Origin of the sequence: Nocardia farcinica (assembly GCF_001182745.1) — a bacterium.
Taxonomy (GTDB): domain Bacteria; phylum Actinomycetota; class Actinomycetes; order Mycobacteriales; family Mycobacteriaceae; genus Nocardia; species Nocardia farcinica.
The window spans coordinates 208,040-224,316 of the sequence record NZ_LN868938.1 but is presented as its reverse complement, the minus strand read 5'-3'; the positions used below and the strand labels follow the sequence as shown (position 1 = coordinate 224,316).

At 70.8% G+C, this 16,277-nt stretch carries 27 protein-coding genes; 18 read left to right on the top strand and 9 right to left on the bottom strand.

The annotated features are described in order from the left end of the window. The first annotated feature begins 262 nt into the window (after positions 1-262). From AMO33_RS01220 to AMO33_RS31255, 12 genes are all read left to right on the top strand, one after another. Positions 263-523: a hypothetical protein gene (locus AMO33_RS01220; RefSeq protein ID WP_060589929.1), complete on the top strand. Its 261-nt coding sequence runs from the start codon at positions 263-265 to the stop codon at positions 521-523. A 166-nt stretch (positions 524-689) separates the two neighbouring features. Continuing rightward, a complete protein-coding gene (locus AMO33_RS01215) occupies positions 690-911 on the top strand; it encodes a hypothetical protein (protein WP_060589928.1) in 222 nt (73 codons plus the stop codon). Positions 912-1,050: 139 nt separating this feature from the next. Then, the gene (locus AMO33_RS01210) at positions 1,051-1,392 is read left to right on the top strand and encodes a hypothetical protein (protein WP_060589926.1); all 342 of its coding nucleotides are present in this window, start codon (positions 1,051-1,053) and stop codon (positions 1,390-1,392) included. 83 nt (positions 1,393-1,475) lie between these two features. Beyond that, complete coding sequence (locus tag AMO33_RS01205; protein ID WP_159005556.1) at positions 1,476-1,859, top strand: helix-turn-helix domain-containing protein; 384 nt, start codon at positions 1,476-1,478, stop codon at positions 1,857-1,859. 7 nt (positions 1,860-1,866) lie between these two features. Beyond that, the gene (locus AMO33_RS01200; protein ID WP_060589922.1) at positions 1,867-3,456 is read left to right on the top strand and encodes a hypothetical protein; all 1,590 of its coding nucleotides are present in this window, start codon (positions 1,867-1,869) and stop codon (positions 3,454-3,456) included. Between the two features lie 81 nt (positions 3,457-3,537). Beyond that, positions 3,538-3,738 (top strand): hypothetical protein, encoded by a 201-nt coding sequence (locus AMO33_RS01195; RefSeq protein ID WP_060589921.1) that lies wholly within the window; start codon positions 3,538-3,540, stop codon positions 3,736-3,738. Positions 3,739-3,821: 83 nt separating this feature from the next. Then, positions 3,822-4,316, top strand: coding sequence for a hypothetical protein (locus AMO33_RS01190; RefSeq protein ID WP_139337540.1), 495 nt, complete (start codon positions 3,822-3,824; stop codon positions 4,314-4,316). Positions 4,317-4,351: 35 nt separating this feature from the next. Beyond that, on the top strand, positions 4,352-4,645 hold the full coding sequence (locus AMO33_RS01185) for a hypothetical protein (RefSeq protein ID WP_060589916.1): 294 nt from the start codon (positions 4,352-4,354) through the stop codon (positions 4,643-4,645). Positions 4,646-4,726: 81 nt separating this feature from the next. Then, on the top strand, positions 4,727-4,870 hold the full coding sequence (locus AMO33_RS31260; protein WP_159005558.1) for a hypothetical protein: 144 nt from the start codon (positions 4,727-4,729) through the stop codon (positions 4,868-4,870). Positions 4,871-4,989: 119 nt separating this feature from the next. Continuing rightward, entirely contained in the window at positions 4,990-5,448 is a 459-nt protein-coding gene (locus AMO33_RS01180; protein ID WP_060589914.1) for a hypothetical protein, read from the top strand. A 73-nt stretch (positions 5,449-5,521) separates the two neighbouring features. Beyond that, entirely contained in the window at positions 5,522-6,025 is a 504-nt protein-coding gene (locus AMO33_RS01175) for a hypothetical protein (RefSeq protein ID WP_139337541.1), read from the top strand. A gap of 78 nt (positions 6,026-6,103) precedes the next feature. After that, entirely contained in the window at positions 6,104-6,259 is a 156-nt protein-coding gene (locus AMO33_RS31255; protein WP_159005560.1) for a hypothetical protein, read from the top strand. On the opposite strand, the gene AMO33_RS01170 is transcribed toward AMO33_RS31255, so the two are convergent. After that, a complete protein-coding gene (locus tag AMO33_RS01170; protein WP_060589911.1) occupies positions 6,256-7,380 on the bottom strand; it encodes a helix-turn-helix domain-containing protein in 1,125 nt (374 codons plus the stop codon). The genes AMO33_RS31255 and AMO33_RS01170 overlap by 4 nt on opposite strands. A 257-nt stretch (positions 7,381-7,637) precedes the next feature. Between AMO33_RS01170 and AMO33_RS01165 the strand changes: the two genes are divergently transcribed. The 6 genes from AMO33_RS01165 to AMO33_RS01150 all read left to right on the top strand — a co-directional run bounded on the left by AMO33_RS01165 (position 7,638) and on the right by AMO33_RS01150 (position 12,606). After that, a complete protein-coding gene (locus AMO33_RS01165) occupies positions 7,638-7,967 on the top strand; it encodes a hypothetical protein (protein ID WP_060589910.1) in 330 nt (109 codons plus the stop codon). After that, positions 7,964-8,128, top strand: coding sequence for a hypothetical protein (locus tag AMO33_RS31250; RefSeq protein WP_159005562.1), 165 nt, complete (start codon positions 7,964-7,966; stop codon positions 8,126-8,128). Before AMO33_RS01165 ends, AMO33_RS31250 begins: the two co-directional genes overlap by 4 nt. Positions 8,129-8,170: 42 nt before the next feature. Next, positions 8,171-9,997: a hypothetical protein gene (locus AMO33_RS01160; RefSeq protein ID WP_060589908.1), complete on the top strand. Its 1,827-nt coding sequence runs from the start codon at positions 8,171-8,173 to the stop codon at positions 9,995-9,997. After that, positions 9,994-12,042 carry a structural protein gene (locus AMO33_RS01155; RefSeq protein WP_060589906.1) on the top strand — a complete coding sequence of 683 codons (2,049 nt, stop codon included), beginning with the start codon at positions 9,994-9,996 and terminating at the stop codon, positions 12,040-12,042. Before AMO33_RS01160 ends, AMO33_RS01155 begins: the two co-directional genes overlap by 4 nt. 35 nt (positions 12,043-12,077) lie before the next feature. After that, on the top strand, positions 12,078-12,215 hold the full coding sequence (locus tag AMO33_RS31245; protein ID WP_159005564.1) for a DUF7196 family protein: 138 nt from the start codon (positions 12,078-12,080) through the stop codon (positions 12,213-12,215). Positions 12,216-12,375: 160 nt separating this feature from the next. Continuing rightward, entirely contained in the window at positions 12,376-12,606 is a 231-nt protein-coding gene (locus AMO33_RS01150; RefSeq protein ID WP_060589904.1) for a hypothetical protein, read from the top strand. Positions 12,607-12,658: 52 nt separating this feature from the next. Here AMO33_RS01150 and AMO33_RS01145 read toward each other — a convergent pair whose 3' ends face one another. The 8 genes from AMO33_RS01145 to AMO33_RS01110 form a co-directional block, all read right to left on the bottom strand. Beyond that, positions 12,659-13,036 carry a hypothetical protein gene (locus tag AMO33_RS01145; RefSeq protein ID WP_060589903.1) on the bottom strand — a complete coding sequence of 126 codons (378 nt, stop codon included), beginning with the start codon at positions 13,034-13,036 and terminating at the stop codon, positions 12,659-12,661. A 231-nt stretch (positions 13,037-13,267) separates the two neighbouring features. Then, entirely contained in the window at positions 13,268-13,744 is a 477-nt protein-coding gene (locus tag AMO33_RS01140; RefSeq protein WP_060589902.1) for a hypothetical protein, read from the bottom strand. Further along, entirely contained in the window at positions 13,741-13,953 is a 213-nt protein-coding gene (locus AMO33_RS01135; protein WP_060589900.1) for a hypothetical protein, read from the bottom strand. The genes AMO33_RS01140 and AMO33_RS01135 overlap by 4 nt, the downstream gene beginning before the upstream one ends. After that, positions 13,950-14,147 carry a hypothetical protein gene (locus AMO33_RS01130; RefSeq protein WP_060589898.1) on the bottom strand — a complete coding sequence of 66 codons (198 nt, stop codon included), beginning with the start codon at positions 14,145-14,147 and terminating at the stop codon, positions 13,950-13,952. Before AMO33_RS01130 ends, AMO33_RS01135 begins: the two co-directional genes overlap by 4 nt. Before the next feature lie 104 nt (positions 14,148-14,251). Then, positions 14,252-14,668, bottom strand: coding sequence for a hypothetical protein (locus AMO33_RS01125; protein WP_060589896.1), 417 nt, complete (start codon positions 14,666-14,668; stop codon positions 14,252-14,254). Beyond that, positions 14,661-15,224, bottom strand: coding sequence for a hypothetical protein (locus AMO33_RS01120; RefSeq protein ID WP_060589894.1), 564 nt, complete (start codon positions 15,222-15,224; stop codon positions 14,661-14,663). Before AMO33_RS01120 ends, AMO33_RS01125 begins: the two co-directional genes overlap by 8 nt. Then, positions 15,217-16,026: a hypothetical protein gene (locus tag AMO33_RS01115; RefSeq protein WP_159033813.1), complete on the bottom strand. Its 810-nt coding sequence runs from the start codon at positions 16,024-16,026 to the stop codon at positions 15,217-15,219. The genes AMO33_RS01120 and AMO33_RS01115 overlap by 8 nt, the downstream gene beginning before the upstream one ends. Beyond that, entirely contained in the window at positions 16,019-16,261 is a 243-nt protein-coding gene (locus AMO33_RS01110) for a hypothetical protein (RefSeq protein WP_060589890.1), read from the bottom strand. Before AMO33_RS01110 ends, AMO33_RS01115 begins: the two co-directional genes overlap by 8 nt. Positions 16,262-16,277: the final 16 nt, after the last annotated feature.

Here is a 16,277-nt window from a genome sequence, read left to right as displayed (position 1 = left end):
CGGCTGTGCGTGAGCTGCCGTCAGCAGCGAGACGAGGCGACGCCGGTTCTGCCGGGGATGGAGCGATACCGTTGACCAGCCATGCATGTGTGTGTACAGTAGGGGGTGTTCGAGGGATTGCGCCCTCACCCACCCGGAAGGAGCCGGAATTGAAAACCCTACGTCGGGCCACCGACAGCTTTGCTGCCGCCTTGCTGCTGCCCTCCCTCACGATGCTCGCGATCTGGCCGCTTGGCTGGGTGCTCACCACGGGGGTGGGGGTGTGAAACCGAAGTCGATCGTCGCCCCCATCCGCACCGGGAAGGACTGGCGGTGGATCGTGATCCCGCCCCGCCAGCCGCTGGTCTTTATCCCCTTCGCCCTGGAGGTCGAAGCCCACGACACGGCGCGAGACCTGGAGCGCAGGCAGCCGCGCATTCCCGCGCACTACTACCTGCACTTCCCGTTGACCCCGGAGATCAGGGCGCGGCTGGCCGACGACATCGCCGAGCTGACGCGCCGCCTCGATCCCTCGATCGCATGACGGGCCGCCACCGCGCAACCCCTCCCCCGCTGTCGCCCCGGTCCGGGCTGGTGGTGTGGGTGGCGTGGGTGCTGCTCGTCGCGGCTGGCGCGGTGGCGCTGGCCCTGCTGTAACCGATCACCCCGGCGAGGGATTGAGCCCTCGCCGCACCCGGAAGGAGCCGGACATGCAGACCCTGACCCATGTCGATCCCGTCGCGCTGGCGGTGGCGCTGTCGCAGGTGCAGCGGGTGGCCGCGCGGTGGCGCGCCGCCTACGAGGACGGCGACCACACCGGCGAGCCGAGCGCCGAGCAGGCCGCCGCCGAGCAGGCCGCTCGCGCGGCCGGTGCCACCGAGGACCAGGTGTCGGCGGCGTGGGATCGCGGCGTGCACTGGGGGCCGTTCTAGCTGGTCGCGGGCGGGCCGGGGTGTTGCACCCCGGCCCGCTACACATTGGCGCGGGCACCCCCTTGCGCGCCTGCACGTGTGTGTGTATAGTTGTGGGTGTCAGAGGGAGAAGCCCTCACCCACCCGGAAGGAGCCGGACATGACCACCTACACCGCCCGCAGCACCGCCCCCGCCCGCGCCACCATCGTCGCCGCCCTCAACCTCTCCGAGCTGGCCGCCGCCGACGTCACCATCACCGTCGAGACCGGCGACTACTTCACCGGCTCGTGGTGCGAGCACGACGGCTGCACCCACCCCGCTGCCGCGTCGGTCACCTGGGTCGACACCGAGGACGGCCAGACCGAGCAGATGGTGTGCGGCGACTGCGCCGCCGACGCCGTCGAGGTGGTGCGCCAGTCCACCGCCGCCGACCTCACCGAGGACATGACCGTCCGCGTGTCCCCGTACTGGCTGCTCTACGTCCACCACGTGGCGGCATGACCGCCCCAGCGGCGTCCCTGCCCCAGTGGCGGCGCGCTCCCGCGTGCCACCATTGGGGCCACCACCCCCCAACCCTGGCGGGGGTGCTGGCCGAAAGGGACGATATGGCGTACGAGTACGGCCGCGGCGCGGAAATGCTGCTCGCCCGAACCGAGCTCGGGCTCAGCCGCGAGGAAATGGCCGCCGTGCTCAGGGTCAAAGTCACCTCCTACCAGCGGTGGGAGAATGGCCGCGACGCGATCCCCGATGGCGTATGGAACGACGTAGACCGCCTACGCAGCGAGTTCGATGACCGCGTGCAGAAGCTCGCCGAGGAAGCAGCCACCGTCGCCGGCCCCCACATCGTGCGCGTCTGGCGCGGACCATCCGACACCGAACCGCTGCCCGGCCTGTGGCTGAGCATCGTCGCCGCCGCCCGCCGCGCCGCCGGCAACATCGTGCCGCGTTACCCGGAAGACATCGAGTAGGTGCCCGGTGACCGATATCTGGGAGCGCGCCGCCCGCCTACCTGAGCAGCAGCGGGCGGCGTTCACCGCCTGGGCCCGACAGGCCATGACCCGGCGCGCCGCGCTGACCGCGTGCGCGAACCCGGCCGAACTCGCGCGGCAGATAGACCCCGGATACAACATCACCCCCGCGATCGAGCTGATCGCCGAACACCTCGAGCAGGCCACCACAACCCGCGGTGCGCGGCTGCTGATCACGTGCCCGCCGCAGGAGGGCAAGAGCACACTCGTTTCGGTGTGGACGGTGCTGCGCCAGCTCCAGCGCAACCCCGACACCCGTATCCTGCTCGCCTCCTACTCCGAAGACCTGGCACGGCAAGCGGCCCAGACCGCCCGCAACATCATCACCGCCTACGGCACCGGCGCCCGCGACCCCCTGACCGGGGTACCGCTTCCCGACCGCCTCGGCCTGGCGCTGGCCAGCGACCGGTTCGCCGCGGGCAACTGGCAGATCAGGGGCCACCGGGGCGGTGTCGTCGCGGTCGGCATGGGCGGCACGATCACCGGCCGCCCCTGCGACATGCTCGTCATCGACGACCCGCTCAAGGGCATGGCCGCCGCCGACTCCCCCACCGAGCGCGCCAAGGTGATCGCCGGATTCCAAGGTGACCTCACCACCCGCCTCGCGCCGGGCGCGCCGATCATCCTGATCCAAACCCGCTGGCACGAAAACGACCTGGCGGGGTTCCTGCTCGCCGAGGACGCCAAGCTCCCCCCCGCCGAGCGGGAATGGACGCACATCAACATCCCCGCCGTCGCGACCCGCGGTGTGCCCGACGCGCTCGGCCGGCCCGAGGGCGAGCCGCTGGTGTCCGCGCGCGGGCGCACCGTCGAGGACTGGCGGCGCATCGAACGCGCCGTGGGTCCGCGCGTGTGGAGTGCCCTGTATCTCGGCAGCCCGTACCCGCTCGGCGGCGCGTTGTTCTCCCAAGCCTGGTTCGACACCTACCGGCTCGCCGCTGAGCCGGCCTTGTACCGGCGCCTGGTCGCGATCGACCCGGCCGAGACCGGCAAGGGCGATGAGGCCGGCCTCATCGCGGCCGGGCTCGCGGGGGACGGCACGGTGGTCCTGTCCGAGGACGCGTCGGGGCAGATGTCGTCTGTGCAGTGGCCGCGGCGCGCGTGCCTGCTGGCGCTGGCCTACGGCGCGACGGAGGTGGTGTTCGAGGCATACAGCGCGCCGACGACGTACGCGGCCATGATCGCCCGCGCGTACGAGGATCTGGTGGTGGAGGCCGCCGCCAGCGGGGGGCACGTCGAGGGGGTGCGGGTGCCCGCGGCGCCGCCGTTCCTGGTGACGCCGTGGACCGCCAGCGGGAACGCGCTGGTGCGGTCGGCAGGGCTGCGGCACGCGGTGGGCACCGGCGGGTGCCGGGTGGTCGGGCACCGGCTGGCGACGATGGAGGCGCACGCGATCCGCTGGCAGGAGGGTCAGCACCAGCCCGACCGGGTGGCTGCCGCGACGATCGCCTATGACGTGCTGTCCGGCGGTGGAGGTGTCACGTTGGCGGACGGGACCGGTAGCTGGGGTGAGATGCCGTCCGGATTGGGTTCCTGAACCACTTGCGCGCCTGCACGTGTGTGTGTATCGTTAGAGGTGTCAGAGGGAGAAGCCCTCACCGAACCGGAGGAGCCGGACATGAACGACACCACCATCACCCCCGCCAGCGACGACGCCGTGCTGGCCGCGCTCGCGATCGAGACCACCGCCGCCTGGACCCTCCGTTTCTTCGACGGCCGCGACGACATCATGACTTTCGACGCCGTCGAGGCCGAGGAGCTGGCCGCGTACTACGGAAGCAAGGGGATCGGCCTGGTCCTCATCGCCCCCGCCGCCTGATTCCACCCAGGGGCCGCCCCCGCCGGGCGGCCCCTCCCTTGCACGACGGACTACGCCGTCACCACCCACCGGAAGGACCGGACATGCTTTCCATCCCCTTGTCCGAGCTGATGAACCAGCGTCTGCGCCCGCGCCGCACCGGCAAGCTGCTGCACGTCGGCGACATCGTCACCTACTCCGGCAGCGACCCGCTGCGGCGCGGTTACGAGTACGTCGTGACCCCGAGCCTCGACCTCGCCAAGCTCCGGCTCATCCGCCGCGACTGCCAGGAAATCGAGATCACCGCCTACCGCAGCGAGGTCACCCCCACCGGCGAGCGCGTCGAGCTGTGCAGCGACTGCGGCCACATCACCACCGAGACGTGGCACCGTGCCGCCCCGGCCGCCTGCGCAGTGAGCGCCTGCGACTGCCTCGAACACCGGCCCTCGCCCGATGCCGTCGACGCGGCCGCGACCATCGCCGCGCTCGGCGACGGCGACGAGCGGATCACCTACCGGGGCGCGACGCCGGTGGAGGTCACCGTGTCGGCGGCCCGCTACGTCGAGCTGCTGGAGATGGCCCGCTGGGGCCGACGCTGACTCGGGCTGCGCGGGCGGTCTCTACCGTCCGCGCCATGCTCACTGTCGTCGCTCTCGTCGTCTACACCCTCACCGTCGCCCGCCTCACCCGCCTGATCACCACCGACAAGCTCACCGCCCCGCTGCGGGATGCCGTGCTCGCCCGGCGCGGCGGTGAGTCGGCGGTGACGTTCCTGATGTTCTGCCCGTGGTGCATGTCGGTGTGGGTCGCCGCCGCGCTGGCGCTGCCCGCAGCGTGGGCGGCCGGCGTGCCGTGGTGGTGGGCGCCGGGGCTGGCGTTGGCGGCGTCGCAGGTGACCGGACTGCTGGCTCGGGGGGATCTGGAATAACCCCTTGCACGACTGCGCGTGTGTGTGTATAGTTAGTGATGTCAGAGGGACAAGCCCTCACCCACCCGGAAGGAGCCGGACATGACCGACCAGTGGACCCCCACCCTCACCACCGACCCCCGCCCCACCTGCGGGCACGAGGAGTGCACCACCTGGCGCGACACCCGCACCGGCGAGCGGGTCACCGTCTGCCTCTGGGCCGACGCCCCCGCCGAGGTCGCCTGACCCACCGGCCCGCCTCACCACGGGGCGGGCCCCACCCCCCGCACGACGGACCGCCGCCGCCACCCCGCGGCGGCCCTTGCCCTGGGGACCAAGCCCCACCCGCCCCGGAAGGACCGGACATGACCGCCTACACCCCCGCCCAGATCGCCGCCGCGCACCTCGTCGCCGCGAGCGATGACGCGCTCGCGGCGCACCTGGCCGATGAACCCACCTACTTCACTCCGCCCTGGGCGGCCTGGGACGACACGCGCGCCGTCCTCGAACGCCTGCACGACGCCGCCCAGGACGCGTTCGCGGCCACCTTCGACGGTGCCGCCCCCACCGTCCGCGACGTCATCACCCACGACGCGACCAGGCTGCGGCCGACCCTGTCCACCCAGGTGTGGCACGCCTGCAACCACCGGTACACCGTCAGCCGCTACCTGCCCGGCACCCCCCGCTACGGCCTGTGGTGCCTGGACACCCCGGACGGCCGGGTCGCCGTCTTCTCCCTCGAGCACGCACAGCAGGCCATCGACCAGATCGAATGGGCGTTGACCGATGGAGCCCGACCCGCAGAGCCCGTCACCGCCGAGTGACGCCGAGCGCCCCGCCACACCCTGGCGGGGCGCTTCCCCCCTTTTCATCCGCTACCGCGAGGAGGCCCCCGCCTTGTCCATCTCCTGTCTCGCCTACCGGGCACTGCCCGCCCTGTTCCTGCTCAGCGCCGTCCTGTACGTGGTGACGCCCCTGTTCGGATCAGGGTGGGTCACCCTGGTCAACCTCGGCACCCTCCCCATCATCGCGCTGGCACTGGGCCACCTGTCGCGGCAGCGCTGCCACGGCACGTGCTTCGACCGGTACCCGCTCGAGGGCCCCACCCAGCACAGCCGAGACGCGGGACGCCGCTATCACCGCTGGTGCGCCGTGCTCGCAGTGCTGTTCCCGCTGGCGTTCGTGTGCCTCGTCCTCACGCTGGTGTGGAACATCATCGCCGGCAGCGGCCCGCTCATCCCGGTGTCGTTCGCGTTGGCGGTCGTGGTCGGGCTCGAACTCGGGGCGACGCAATGGCACGCTCGCTCGTGGTGCCCGCTCTGCGAGGGTGGCGGTGGGGATGACCACCACGACGACGTGCCCGATCCCGACCCGTCCAAGTCCAAGCACCTGCCCCGCTAACCCCGCAACCCCCGCGCCCTGGGGGGATGGGGCGCGGGGGCAACACCGCTTGTCGGTGGCATGTGGTAGGCACCAGCCATGACGGCACCCGCGCCCCCGACACCGACCCAACGCCTCGAGGCGGTCGCCGCCGAGCTGGACCGAACCTCTCTACGGGGCACCTACATTCCCGCGAAACGCCTCCACGAACTGGCCGAGGTGCTGCGCTCGGTGATGCGGGACATCAGCCCCTAGACCAGCAGCGCGTCCAGGCCGGCGGCGTGCGCGAGACTCCGCAGCGTCTCACTGGGTCGCCGCTGCTGCGTCGCCAGCGTCTCGATGGTGGACCGCACCGCACGCGAGGACCGGAAGTGCTCCGCCGAGGCCAACCGCGACTCCTGCAACGCCGCCATCGCCGCGTCCAGCTGGCCCGCCGCCAGGAACGCGCGCGCGGTGTCCACCCAGAAATACGACCTGCGCTCGGCCGGGAAACCGCTCGGCATCCGCGTGGTCTTCGCTATCTCGATCGCGCGGCCCGGCTCCCCCAGATCAGCCTCCGCGCACACCTGATACAGCTTCACGTTCGTCGGCCCCACCGGGGTGTTGTAGACGACGCGGTCGCCGATGTGGCGGGCCAGCTGCTCAGCCTCGGCCAGGTGCGAGCGCGCGGTGTCGCCTTCCCCGGCCGCCGCCGCGATCGTCCCGGCCCGCATGTGCAGGATCGAATACACCGCGCCCGCGGTAGCGTCTTCGTCGGCCAGCGGCTCGATGTCCGACATCGAACGCGCCAGCAGCCGAAGGGCTTTCCGGTCGGCGCCGATCCGCGACAGCGTCGCCGCCTGCACGTAGTGGACGGTGGACAGCAGCAGCGGGTCACCGGACTGCTGCGCCGCCCACACCATCCGCTCGGTCGCCGTCATCGACAGATCGGAGTATCCGAGCTTGTGCGCGACGGTGTTCGCCGCCCGGTAGGCGTCCACCAGCAGCGTGTACGCCGGACGGCCCGCCTCACGCCCGGACACCAGCAGCTGATCCACCAGGTCCGGCAGCACCGCGGTGATCTTGCTGTACTTGGCGTCACGCCGCCACGCCGACACCTCGGCGACCATCACCTGAAGCTGCTCGAGCGGGGCCGGCTCGATATCGTCCATCAGGTCGACCGCGGCCAGCGACCGGCGCAACACCGGCAGCACATCCACCAGCTGCTCGGGTTCGCTGCCGGTCCCGTACAGGCGCGAGGAATCCACGCGCAACGCGTTCGCGATCGACCCGATCCACACCGTCGACGCCTGCGCCTTACCGGTCTCCACCTGCGCCAGCATCGACCGCGACACGTGCGCGGCAGCCGCCAGCTGGTGCTGCGTCAACCCCCGCATCCGCCGATACTTCGCGATGGCCGCGCCGACATGGTTCTGTGCTGGGTCAACCTTCCCGGCATTGCGAGTCACGCCCACAACCTACCCCGAAAACCATCGAACATTCTTCGTACATTCGGCCTTTCATCCAGCCGTAACGTCCCCGACAGCCCCGACGCCGGGGCGCGCCACCCCCGCCAGCATTCCAGCGACCAACCCACAGGGGAGGCCCTCGGCGTCGGGCGCCCACCAACCACACGATACGGAGGGGAACCACGTTGACGACCGCTATCGGATATATCCGCCAGGAGCACGCTGGACGCGACACCGACCAGCTGCGGGCACTGATCGAGGCGTGCGCGCAGCGCCGCGGCCTCGACCTCGCCGAAATCTACATCGCCGAACTCAAGGAGTTCATGCCGCTGCTGGTGCTGCTCGAACGCATGCACACCGTCCACGCACAGGTGGTGATCGCGCCCACCGCCGAACACATTTGGTCGCACCGCCGCGCGATCACCGAGCAGGCCGAAATGGTCATCGCCCGCCCCGAACAAGCGTGGCCGCACCGGCACCGCTGGCCCCTGCCGGACGCGGTGCGCACCTGGTGACCGCCCACGTGTTCGCGGCCGGGCTCGCCGTCATCACCGTGCTGTCCGCACTCGCCCTAGCCTGGATCGGCGTGGCCGGATACCGGACGCACCGCACCGGCCGAGGCCCCACCGCCTACGAAATCCGCGACCGCATCCACCGGGAACAGCACCCCCGATAACCCGCCGCCGCGCTGCACCCCCGGCCTCTACGGTGCCGCGCGATGGCGATCATCTGGCGTAAACGAAAGACCGGCACCACCGACACGGAGGCGCCGGCCCTTCCCGCGCTGTCGGCCGCCGCCGCCCCCGTACCGCCCGACCGGTGGGGCAAGATCACCAAACCCGCCAACGGGGCGCGCGGGGACTGGCAGGCCGAAGCGTGGGACATGCTCGACCTGGTCGGCGAACTGTCTTTTGCGCTGCTGTGGAAAACCGCGCTGCTGTCCCGCTTCCGGCTCGTCGCCTCCGACCTCGACCCCGAGACCGGCAAACCAACCGGCAGCACGGACAACGAACTCGCCAAGCAGATCGTCCGCGCCATCGCCGGCGGCGCCACCGGCCAATCACAGCTGCTGTCCCGGCTGGCCCCGCTGATGATGATCCCCGGGGAGGCATGGCTGGCGATCATCTACCCCGGCGGCGAAGAACAGTGGCACATCCTGTCCCGCGACGAGGTGAAGACCCGCGGCGACAAGGTCGAACTCGAGCTCGAGGACGGCACCAAGTACGAGGTCCAGCCCGACACCGACACCCTGTCGAGGATCTGGCGACGCGACCCCCGCCGCTCCGTGCTGCCCTGGTCCCCGGTCAAGGCCGCCCTGCCGATCCTGCGGCAGATCGTCCGCATGACCCAGAACGTGGAGGCGGCAGGCAAATCCCGGCAGGCCGGCAACGGCGTGCTCGTGCTGCCCCGCGAAATCTCCATGCCCACCACCGAACCCCCACGCGGCGAATCACCCGACGCCCCCAACCTGCCGCCCCCACCACCGGCCGCGGGCCGATTCGTCTCCGCCGGAGAGCTACGCCAAGCCCTGCAGGCCGCCATGAGCAAGGCGATCGAAGACCCGTCCTCCGCGGAGGCGCTGGTGCCGATCATCATCACCGTGGCAGGCGAGTACGTCGACAAGATCCGCCACATCAAGTTCGACAGCGAAGTGTCGGAGAAGGCACTGGCCGCGCTCGAGAAAGCCGTCCGCCGCCTCGCGATGACCTTGGACATGCCACCCGAGGTACTGCTCGGACTCGCCGACCTCAACCACTGGTCGCTGGCCGGTGTCGAGGAGGAAGGCGTGCGCTGGCACGCAGCCCCCGAAATGGAAGTCATCTGCGACGCCTTCACCACCCAACTCCTGCGCCCCCTCCTCCCGCCCGGCAGCGACGTCGTCGTCTGGTACGACACCAGCGACGTCGACGCCGAACCCGATGGCGTGGAGAAGACCCGGCAAGCATTCATGGACGGCGTCGCCCGCCCCACCACCTACCTCCAGCAGCTCGGCCTGTCCCAAGACACCGACGGCTACGACCTGTCCACCCGCGACGGCTGGCGCGACTGGGCCACCGACACCATCCGCCGCAAGCCCGAACTGCTGCCCACCCTCGCCCCCGTCCTCCGCACGCTCGTCCCCGCACTCTCCGACCTGCCCGAACTCGCACCCGCCCCGCCTACATCGGGGCCGCCACCCGAACCACCCGCGATCGACACCAGCCGCCAACCCGACACCCGCGAGGCCGCGGCAGCCACGGTTGTGCGCATGTCGGTCAACGAAGCGTTGCGGCTGGCCGGCAAACGCAGGCGCACACGCCAGGATCAGGGACGCCTGCGTGATGTCCCCGCCCGAGACACGCACTTGCATTTGCGGTGCGCGGCAGCCGATATCGACCGTCTCATCACCGGCTGGGATGAGGTGCTGGACGAGGAGCTGTGCGTGCAGCTCGGCATCAATCGTGCCCGCCTGGCCGCCGCCGTCACCGAGATATCCCGCGCGGCGCTGACGTCGCAGTCGAGGCCGGTGGTGCCGGTCGCTGTGGTGCGGCAGGTGCTCACATGAGCACGCGCGCTGACTTCCTCGCGGTCCTGACTCTGGAGCAGGAGGTGGCCGCGCTCACCACGGCCGCGTTGGCTGAGTGGCTGCCCGTCGCCCTCGATGCGGTCCTGCCGGTGTTCACCGCCGCCGCCAGCGATCCGGGCCCGGTACCGCCGGACGCGGACGCGATCACCCGCACCGCCGCCACCGTCTGGGACAGGATCTTGGAAACCCGGTTCATGGCCGGATTCGCGGGCCTGGTGGACCGGCTGCTGGGTGGGGCGCGGGAGAAGGCGAACGCCTGGCGGGACCGCTACCTGACGGGGGTGCGGCAGCGGATGGCCGCCGTGCCGGGGCGTGCGCTCGGCCGTGTCCGCACCGCCATCCGCAACGCCGCCACGGTCACCGGCGCTCGGGAGGCTGTCGCCCGCGTGCTGTCCCCGACCGAATGGGGCGCTGCCGCGGACGAGTTGGGCCGGCATGAGGCGGTGGCGGTGTTCAACGCGTCCCGGATCGAGTTGGCGGCCATCGAGTCCCGGGAGACCGGCGCCCAGTTCGACAAGGTGTGGTGGTGCCTGCATGACGACCGCACCCGCCCCACCCATCGCGCCGCCGACCGGCAACGCGTCCCGCTCTCCGCGAGGTTCGAGGTCGGGACAGCGAGTCTCGACCGGCCCGGCGACCCGTCCGGCCCACCCGATGAGGTGATGGGCTGCCGGTGCATCGTCACCATCGTCCCCGCGCAGGTGCAGGCACCGGCTCGAGTAGCGTCAGCATCACCACCCGCAGGAGGCACCACAATGGCACGCAGATTCGAGGCCATGATCATCCCCACCGGCGTGCCCGGCCGCTCCCAAGGCTGGATGCTCGCCAACAACGTGCAGCTCGTGGACAGCGCGCTGCCCCTCGCCCTCAAATGGCAGAAGACCGCCGACCCGGGCCATGATGGCGCGTACACGGTCGGTGTCCTTGAGACCATCGAGGAACGCGACGGCGCGGTGTGGGGCACCGGCAGGATGCTCGACAGCCCGGAAGCCGATGAGGCGATCCAGCAGATCGAGGCCGGTGTGACCCGCCCGTCTGTCGAACTGGTCGCCCGCGCCGAGGTGCTGTCCGACCCCTCCGGCAATCCCGTCACTCCCGAGACCGCCGAGCAGATGATGATGGACGGCGCGCAGGTGGTGATGCGCATCGACGTCGCCGAGGTCGTCGCCGCGACCCTCGTCAGCGTGCCCGAGTTCCGGGACGCGCACATGATCTTGGGCGACACCACCGACGACACCACTATGCCCGCCCTCACCGCCGGCATGACGGTCAAGCCCGACACGTTCCCCGCCGACTGGTTCACCGATCCCGGACTGGACGAACCCACCCCGATCCACCTCACCAGCGAGGGCCGCGTGGTCGGCTACCTCGCCACCTGGGACACCCAGCACATGGGCTACCGCAACCGGACCGTCACCCCCTACCGGTCGCACTCCGGCTACGCAGAGTTCCACCAGTCCCACGTCTACCTCGACAACGGCGAGATCCTGCGCGTCGGCCGCCTCACCGTGGGCGGTGGCCACGCCCCCGCCGGCAACGGGATGCGCGCCGCTCTCGACCACTACGACAACGTGGCGACAGCGTGGGCTTTCGTCCGCGCCGGTGAGAACGACATCGGTATCTGGGTGTCGGGCGCGGTCAACCCGCACGCCAGCGAGGACATGGTCCGCCAAGCCCTGGGCGCCCCGCATTCCGGGCATTGGGAACGCGTCGGCGGGCGGCCCGAGCTGATTGCCGCCCACGCCGTGAACACACCCGGTTTCCCGATCTTGTCCCGCCGCAGGGACCGGGACGGGGATCTGGCGTTGGTGGCGTCGTTCTCCCCCCGCCAATCCCGCCCGGTCGTGGATTCCGCGGTCCTGGATGACGTGGCTCAGCGCGCGGTCGCCGCCTACGCCGAACGACAGGCGGCGCTCGACCGCGCCCGTACCGCGCGGGAACTGGTGGCATCGGCGAGCAGGCGGCGGCGGATCCTCGCCGACGTGATCCGGGAACAGCACGCACGACGGAAGGCGGTCATCTGATGGGAAGTTGCTGCGGCGGCGGCGCACGATCCTCGGTGAGGAAGGTGGCCGGCTATCTGGTCACCACGGTCACCGGGGAGAAGATCGGTCCGTTCCTGACGGTGACGGAGGCGAGGATCAAGTTGCAGGAGAAGGGCGGCGGCACCATCACCGAGGTGAAGACCGCCCAGTGACACAGGCGCGGCCCCACCAGCAGACACGCTGGTGGGGCCGAACTCGTTGAGGGGACTAGACACTCAGCGTGTCCCCCGCCCGCTCAACGCTTCCACCAGGCGTGTCGGCGCTCGCGGATAGGATCGCGCTCGGTCGGGGCCTATCAGAGGAGGAACACGGGTGGAAACGAGTTACTGGCTGCACTACGGCGGAACGAAATTCCTGCTCGATGGCGTGGGCGGTCTCGCGCTTGAGGGCGAGCTGGCACGGTTCATGGAAGACTCGCGGCCCCGCCTGGTCACTGCCACGCTGGCGAACGGCACCGGGCTTGCGTTGTTGTTGTCCTTGAGCATCCCGGTCGCGCTGGAGAAGATCACCCCGGCCGAGGAACGCACCGCGATGTTCGTCTGACCCGTAACGACTGCGGCCACCCCATTCGCTGGCGGTGGCCGCAGTCGCACGGCTACACCTGCGTGTGATCCTCCGCCTCGTCTGCCCAGTTGAGTTCGTCGGCCAGCAGCTCGCTGGTCGCGGCCTCCACCACGATCTCCAGCAGCGGCCCCCGCTTAGGCGCACCCGTCCCCGCAGGCCACATCGGGGATTCGTAGGCGGTGTGGAACCACTCCCGGCGTAGCACGACGAACACGCCGTCAATGCCCGCGAGCTGATCGGTGAGGGCGATCCGGTCCCCGACCGCGGGCGGGTGCGGTGTCTCCAGATAGCCGTCCTCCCGCCAGCTCTCGACGTGCAGGCGGATGTAGCGGTACCGGCCCGGCACCTCTTCGACCGGGACGCGCAGGAAGAACGCACAGCACACCGCGGGCGGATGCTCGATCACCACCCGCCCTCCTCATTGTCGGGGTCGATCCACGGCTCGTACGACGGGCACGCGCAGCGAACCCCGTACGAGTCGTCTTCGCGGCAACGCCCCCGGCCGCCCCGCTCGTGCTCGCCGCGGTAGTGGCCGCAGTCGCACACGTCGAATCGCGGGTTCCTGGGCTGGAGACCGAGATAGCGGGCAAGCGCTCGCGCGCTCTTCGCCGCGCGAGCATCTTTCGGCGGGTGTCGGCGATCAACGGACATCAGCGGCCTCCAGTAGGTCGAGCAGATCAGCTGGCGCGGTGGGCGGGGGTTCGAGCGCGTCCAGCTGTTGCAGCGTGAGCGCTTTCAGGCGGGGCAGGTCGCGGGTCCACACCGGCGCGGTCCGCCACCACACGCGGGCGGCGTGGATCACCGGGAACGGCAACGACTCCCGCCACGCCAGCAGCCGCTTGTAGGTGATGCGGGCCTCCCACAGGACTCGACCGTCCCGCCACCGCCGCACCCGCCCGTCCGGGTACCAGGCGTCTTCCAGCCACTCACACCGGCGACCGACCAGCGCGGTCTTGGTGTGCTCGTAGTGGAAGCCGTGGCCACCGCCACAGCCTTCGCTGCGCCGCCAGCCCTCCACCGCGTACTCCCCTTCAGCGAGGAAAGGCCCGATGTCATCGACGCGCCACCGCAGCAACGCCAACTCGGCCGGGGTGAACGGGTACCGGACGCCGCTCACCGCCGCCTGTCCTCACCGCGCAGCGCCTCCCTGTAGGCGATGAGCTTCCCCACCTCCGCGCGGACAGCGCGCTCGGTCGGCCAGATGCGACGACCGAGAAACATCACCGACCAACCAGGGATCTGCACCATCCAGCGCTCACCGTCTGGCGCGAGGTCCACGGTGACCTCGCCGGGCACCGTGAACAGCGACAGCTGACCCGCGCTCATCGGGTCGCCTCGCTCAGCAGCTTCCTGATCGCGCGCTCCTGGACATGCACCAGATCGCGCAGCATTCGCACGGATTCGCGTGCCGCCGCGAACTTCCCGCCTCGAATCTCGCGGTCGAGGACGTCCAGCCCACGCAGCAGTTCGACGGGGATCTGCAGGGCCGCGACACGCGTCTCGGTACGGACATCAGGCACGGCGGTGGTCCTCTCGGTCGGCCCGCGCGATGGCCTCCTGGGCGCGGCGGGACGGGATGGTCTCGGCGTAGTCGTGGGGGCGCCGGGTGGCGCGCAGGTAGCGGTCAGGCATCGGCCACCGCCTGATCGGCGAGCGAGAGGATGCACTCGTCGTCATCCCACTCAGCGCGGATGGGGTACCGGCCGGGTGGCGTGGTCTCGTCGATGCCGTCCACGTCGGAGCCCCAACACCGGTGGTGATGGGCCACGATGCAGCCCTGGAACGGGACCGTCCAACCGTGTGGGTAGCGGTAGGTGTGGATCACGCCGTGGAACTTGAACTCCTCCTCGTCGAACCACGGCACGTCGGTGTCACAGTCGTACGGCCCAACGTCAGCATTGTGACCGTCGACTTCGTGCCGCTCGCAGCACTCCTGCCAGCCCTCGCAGGTCTCGGGCGCGACGCACTCGATCCGGTCGTCGTAGCCGCCATCGGGCCGCGCCACGCGGACGAGGATGTGGTCGGAGATCCGCTCAGGCATCGGCCTGTCCTTCCTGCCGGGGCGTCCGCAGGACGATGACCGTGCACCCGCATGTCCCGTCCGGCTCGGCCTCGAGGATGGCCTCGCTATGGATCGGGTCGGCGCTGCCGGTCGTGACCCACCACCCGGCGCCGAGGTGATCGAAGACCGCGGTCCCGTCGTGCACGAGAGCACCACCCGGCAGTGCCGACAGCTCTTCGGGGTCGGCGATGACACGCGGCTGCTGCTGCGCCTCCAGCTCGGCGAGGCGGGCGCGCAGGGCGTCCCGCTCATCCAGGGTCGCGCTGAACCTGCGCACCGTCGATGCCACGCCCTCGACCAGGCGGGCGCGCTCGGCCTCCAGCTCGGCGATCCGTTCCAGCGCGGCCTCGTGGCTGCGGGCCAGCGAGCTGGCCATGTCGATCAGGTTGATCAGCCCGCCGTCCGGCTCGTCGGTGTAGGCGCGCAGACGGTCGGTCAGCTCGTCCGGGTAGCCGGCGGCCTCGTAGTGCTGGAGCGTGGCCTCACGCAGGGCCTCCAGCTCCTCGGCGGTCAGTCGCGGCGTCCGCTCAGGCATCGGCCTGCCCTTCCTCGGTGGGAGCCCACAGGACGGTGTCGGGGTTGATCTTGCGCGTGGCGAGGGCGCGCGCCATCTCCGGCAGGCACTCCCACCGGGTCTCTTCTTCCGCTCCCAGCTCGGCCGCGATGCTGGCGAGGATCGCGTAGGCGGCGCTGCGCTGCGTGCGCAGTGGCCCAAGCTCGCCCTCCAGCTCGGCGACGCGCTTCTCCAGCTCGGCGAATCGGGCGCGCCCAGCAAGCACGGACCCAGCGACGACGGCGTTCGCGATGGCGGGTTCCATGCCTGCGCGCATGGCCGTGTCGAGCTGGTCGACCAGGCTGGCGCGGTCGGCCGCCGACAGCTTGTCCCGCCACGCGTCGGTCGTGACGATGTGCTCTACGGAGGCGCGGGCACGGTCGAACGCGAAGCTGTAAACGCCGCCGCCCAGGGACGCGGCGGTCGCGGCGGCGCGTTCGCTCTCCATCTCCGCGATCCGGGCGCGGGCGGCCACCAGCTCCTGCGCCATCGCCGCGACTTCCGACTCGGCTGCGGCGTGGGGGTCGACGGCGAACACCGCCAGGTGCTCACGCGACAGCTCAGGCGTGGGCGGGACGCGGGTGCCGATCCGATCCAGCACGTCGGCGTAGACCGTGGTGCCGATCCGGGTGTATGTCGGCATCCTGACCAGGCGGACGGACGGTCGGCCGTCGTCACTGATCCGGGCGACGCGCCACCTACGGCCGTCGATGATCACGAGGTCGCCCTCGGTGTAGGTGCTCATGGGGAAGTTGTCACCGACCGGGCTGGTCTGGTCAGGCATGGGTGGTCTCCTCACGGGGGGCGCGGGCCGCGCCGCGGAGTCCGGCGTCGGCAGCGGCGAGCAGCTTGGGGCGGGTGGCACCTGCGGCGAGCGCGGCGTCGGCGGTCTCGGCCAGGGCGACGCCGATGCGGGCTTGGATGCCGTGGGTGGGGGCGAGCGCGAGCGCGTGGGTCAGGACGGTGACGAGCACCAGCACGGGCACGGCGGTCGTGGTGATGGGGTGGGGCATGAGCATGGGGTCCGGCTCCTTC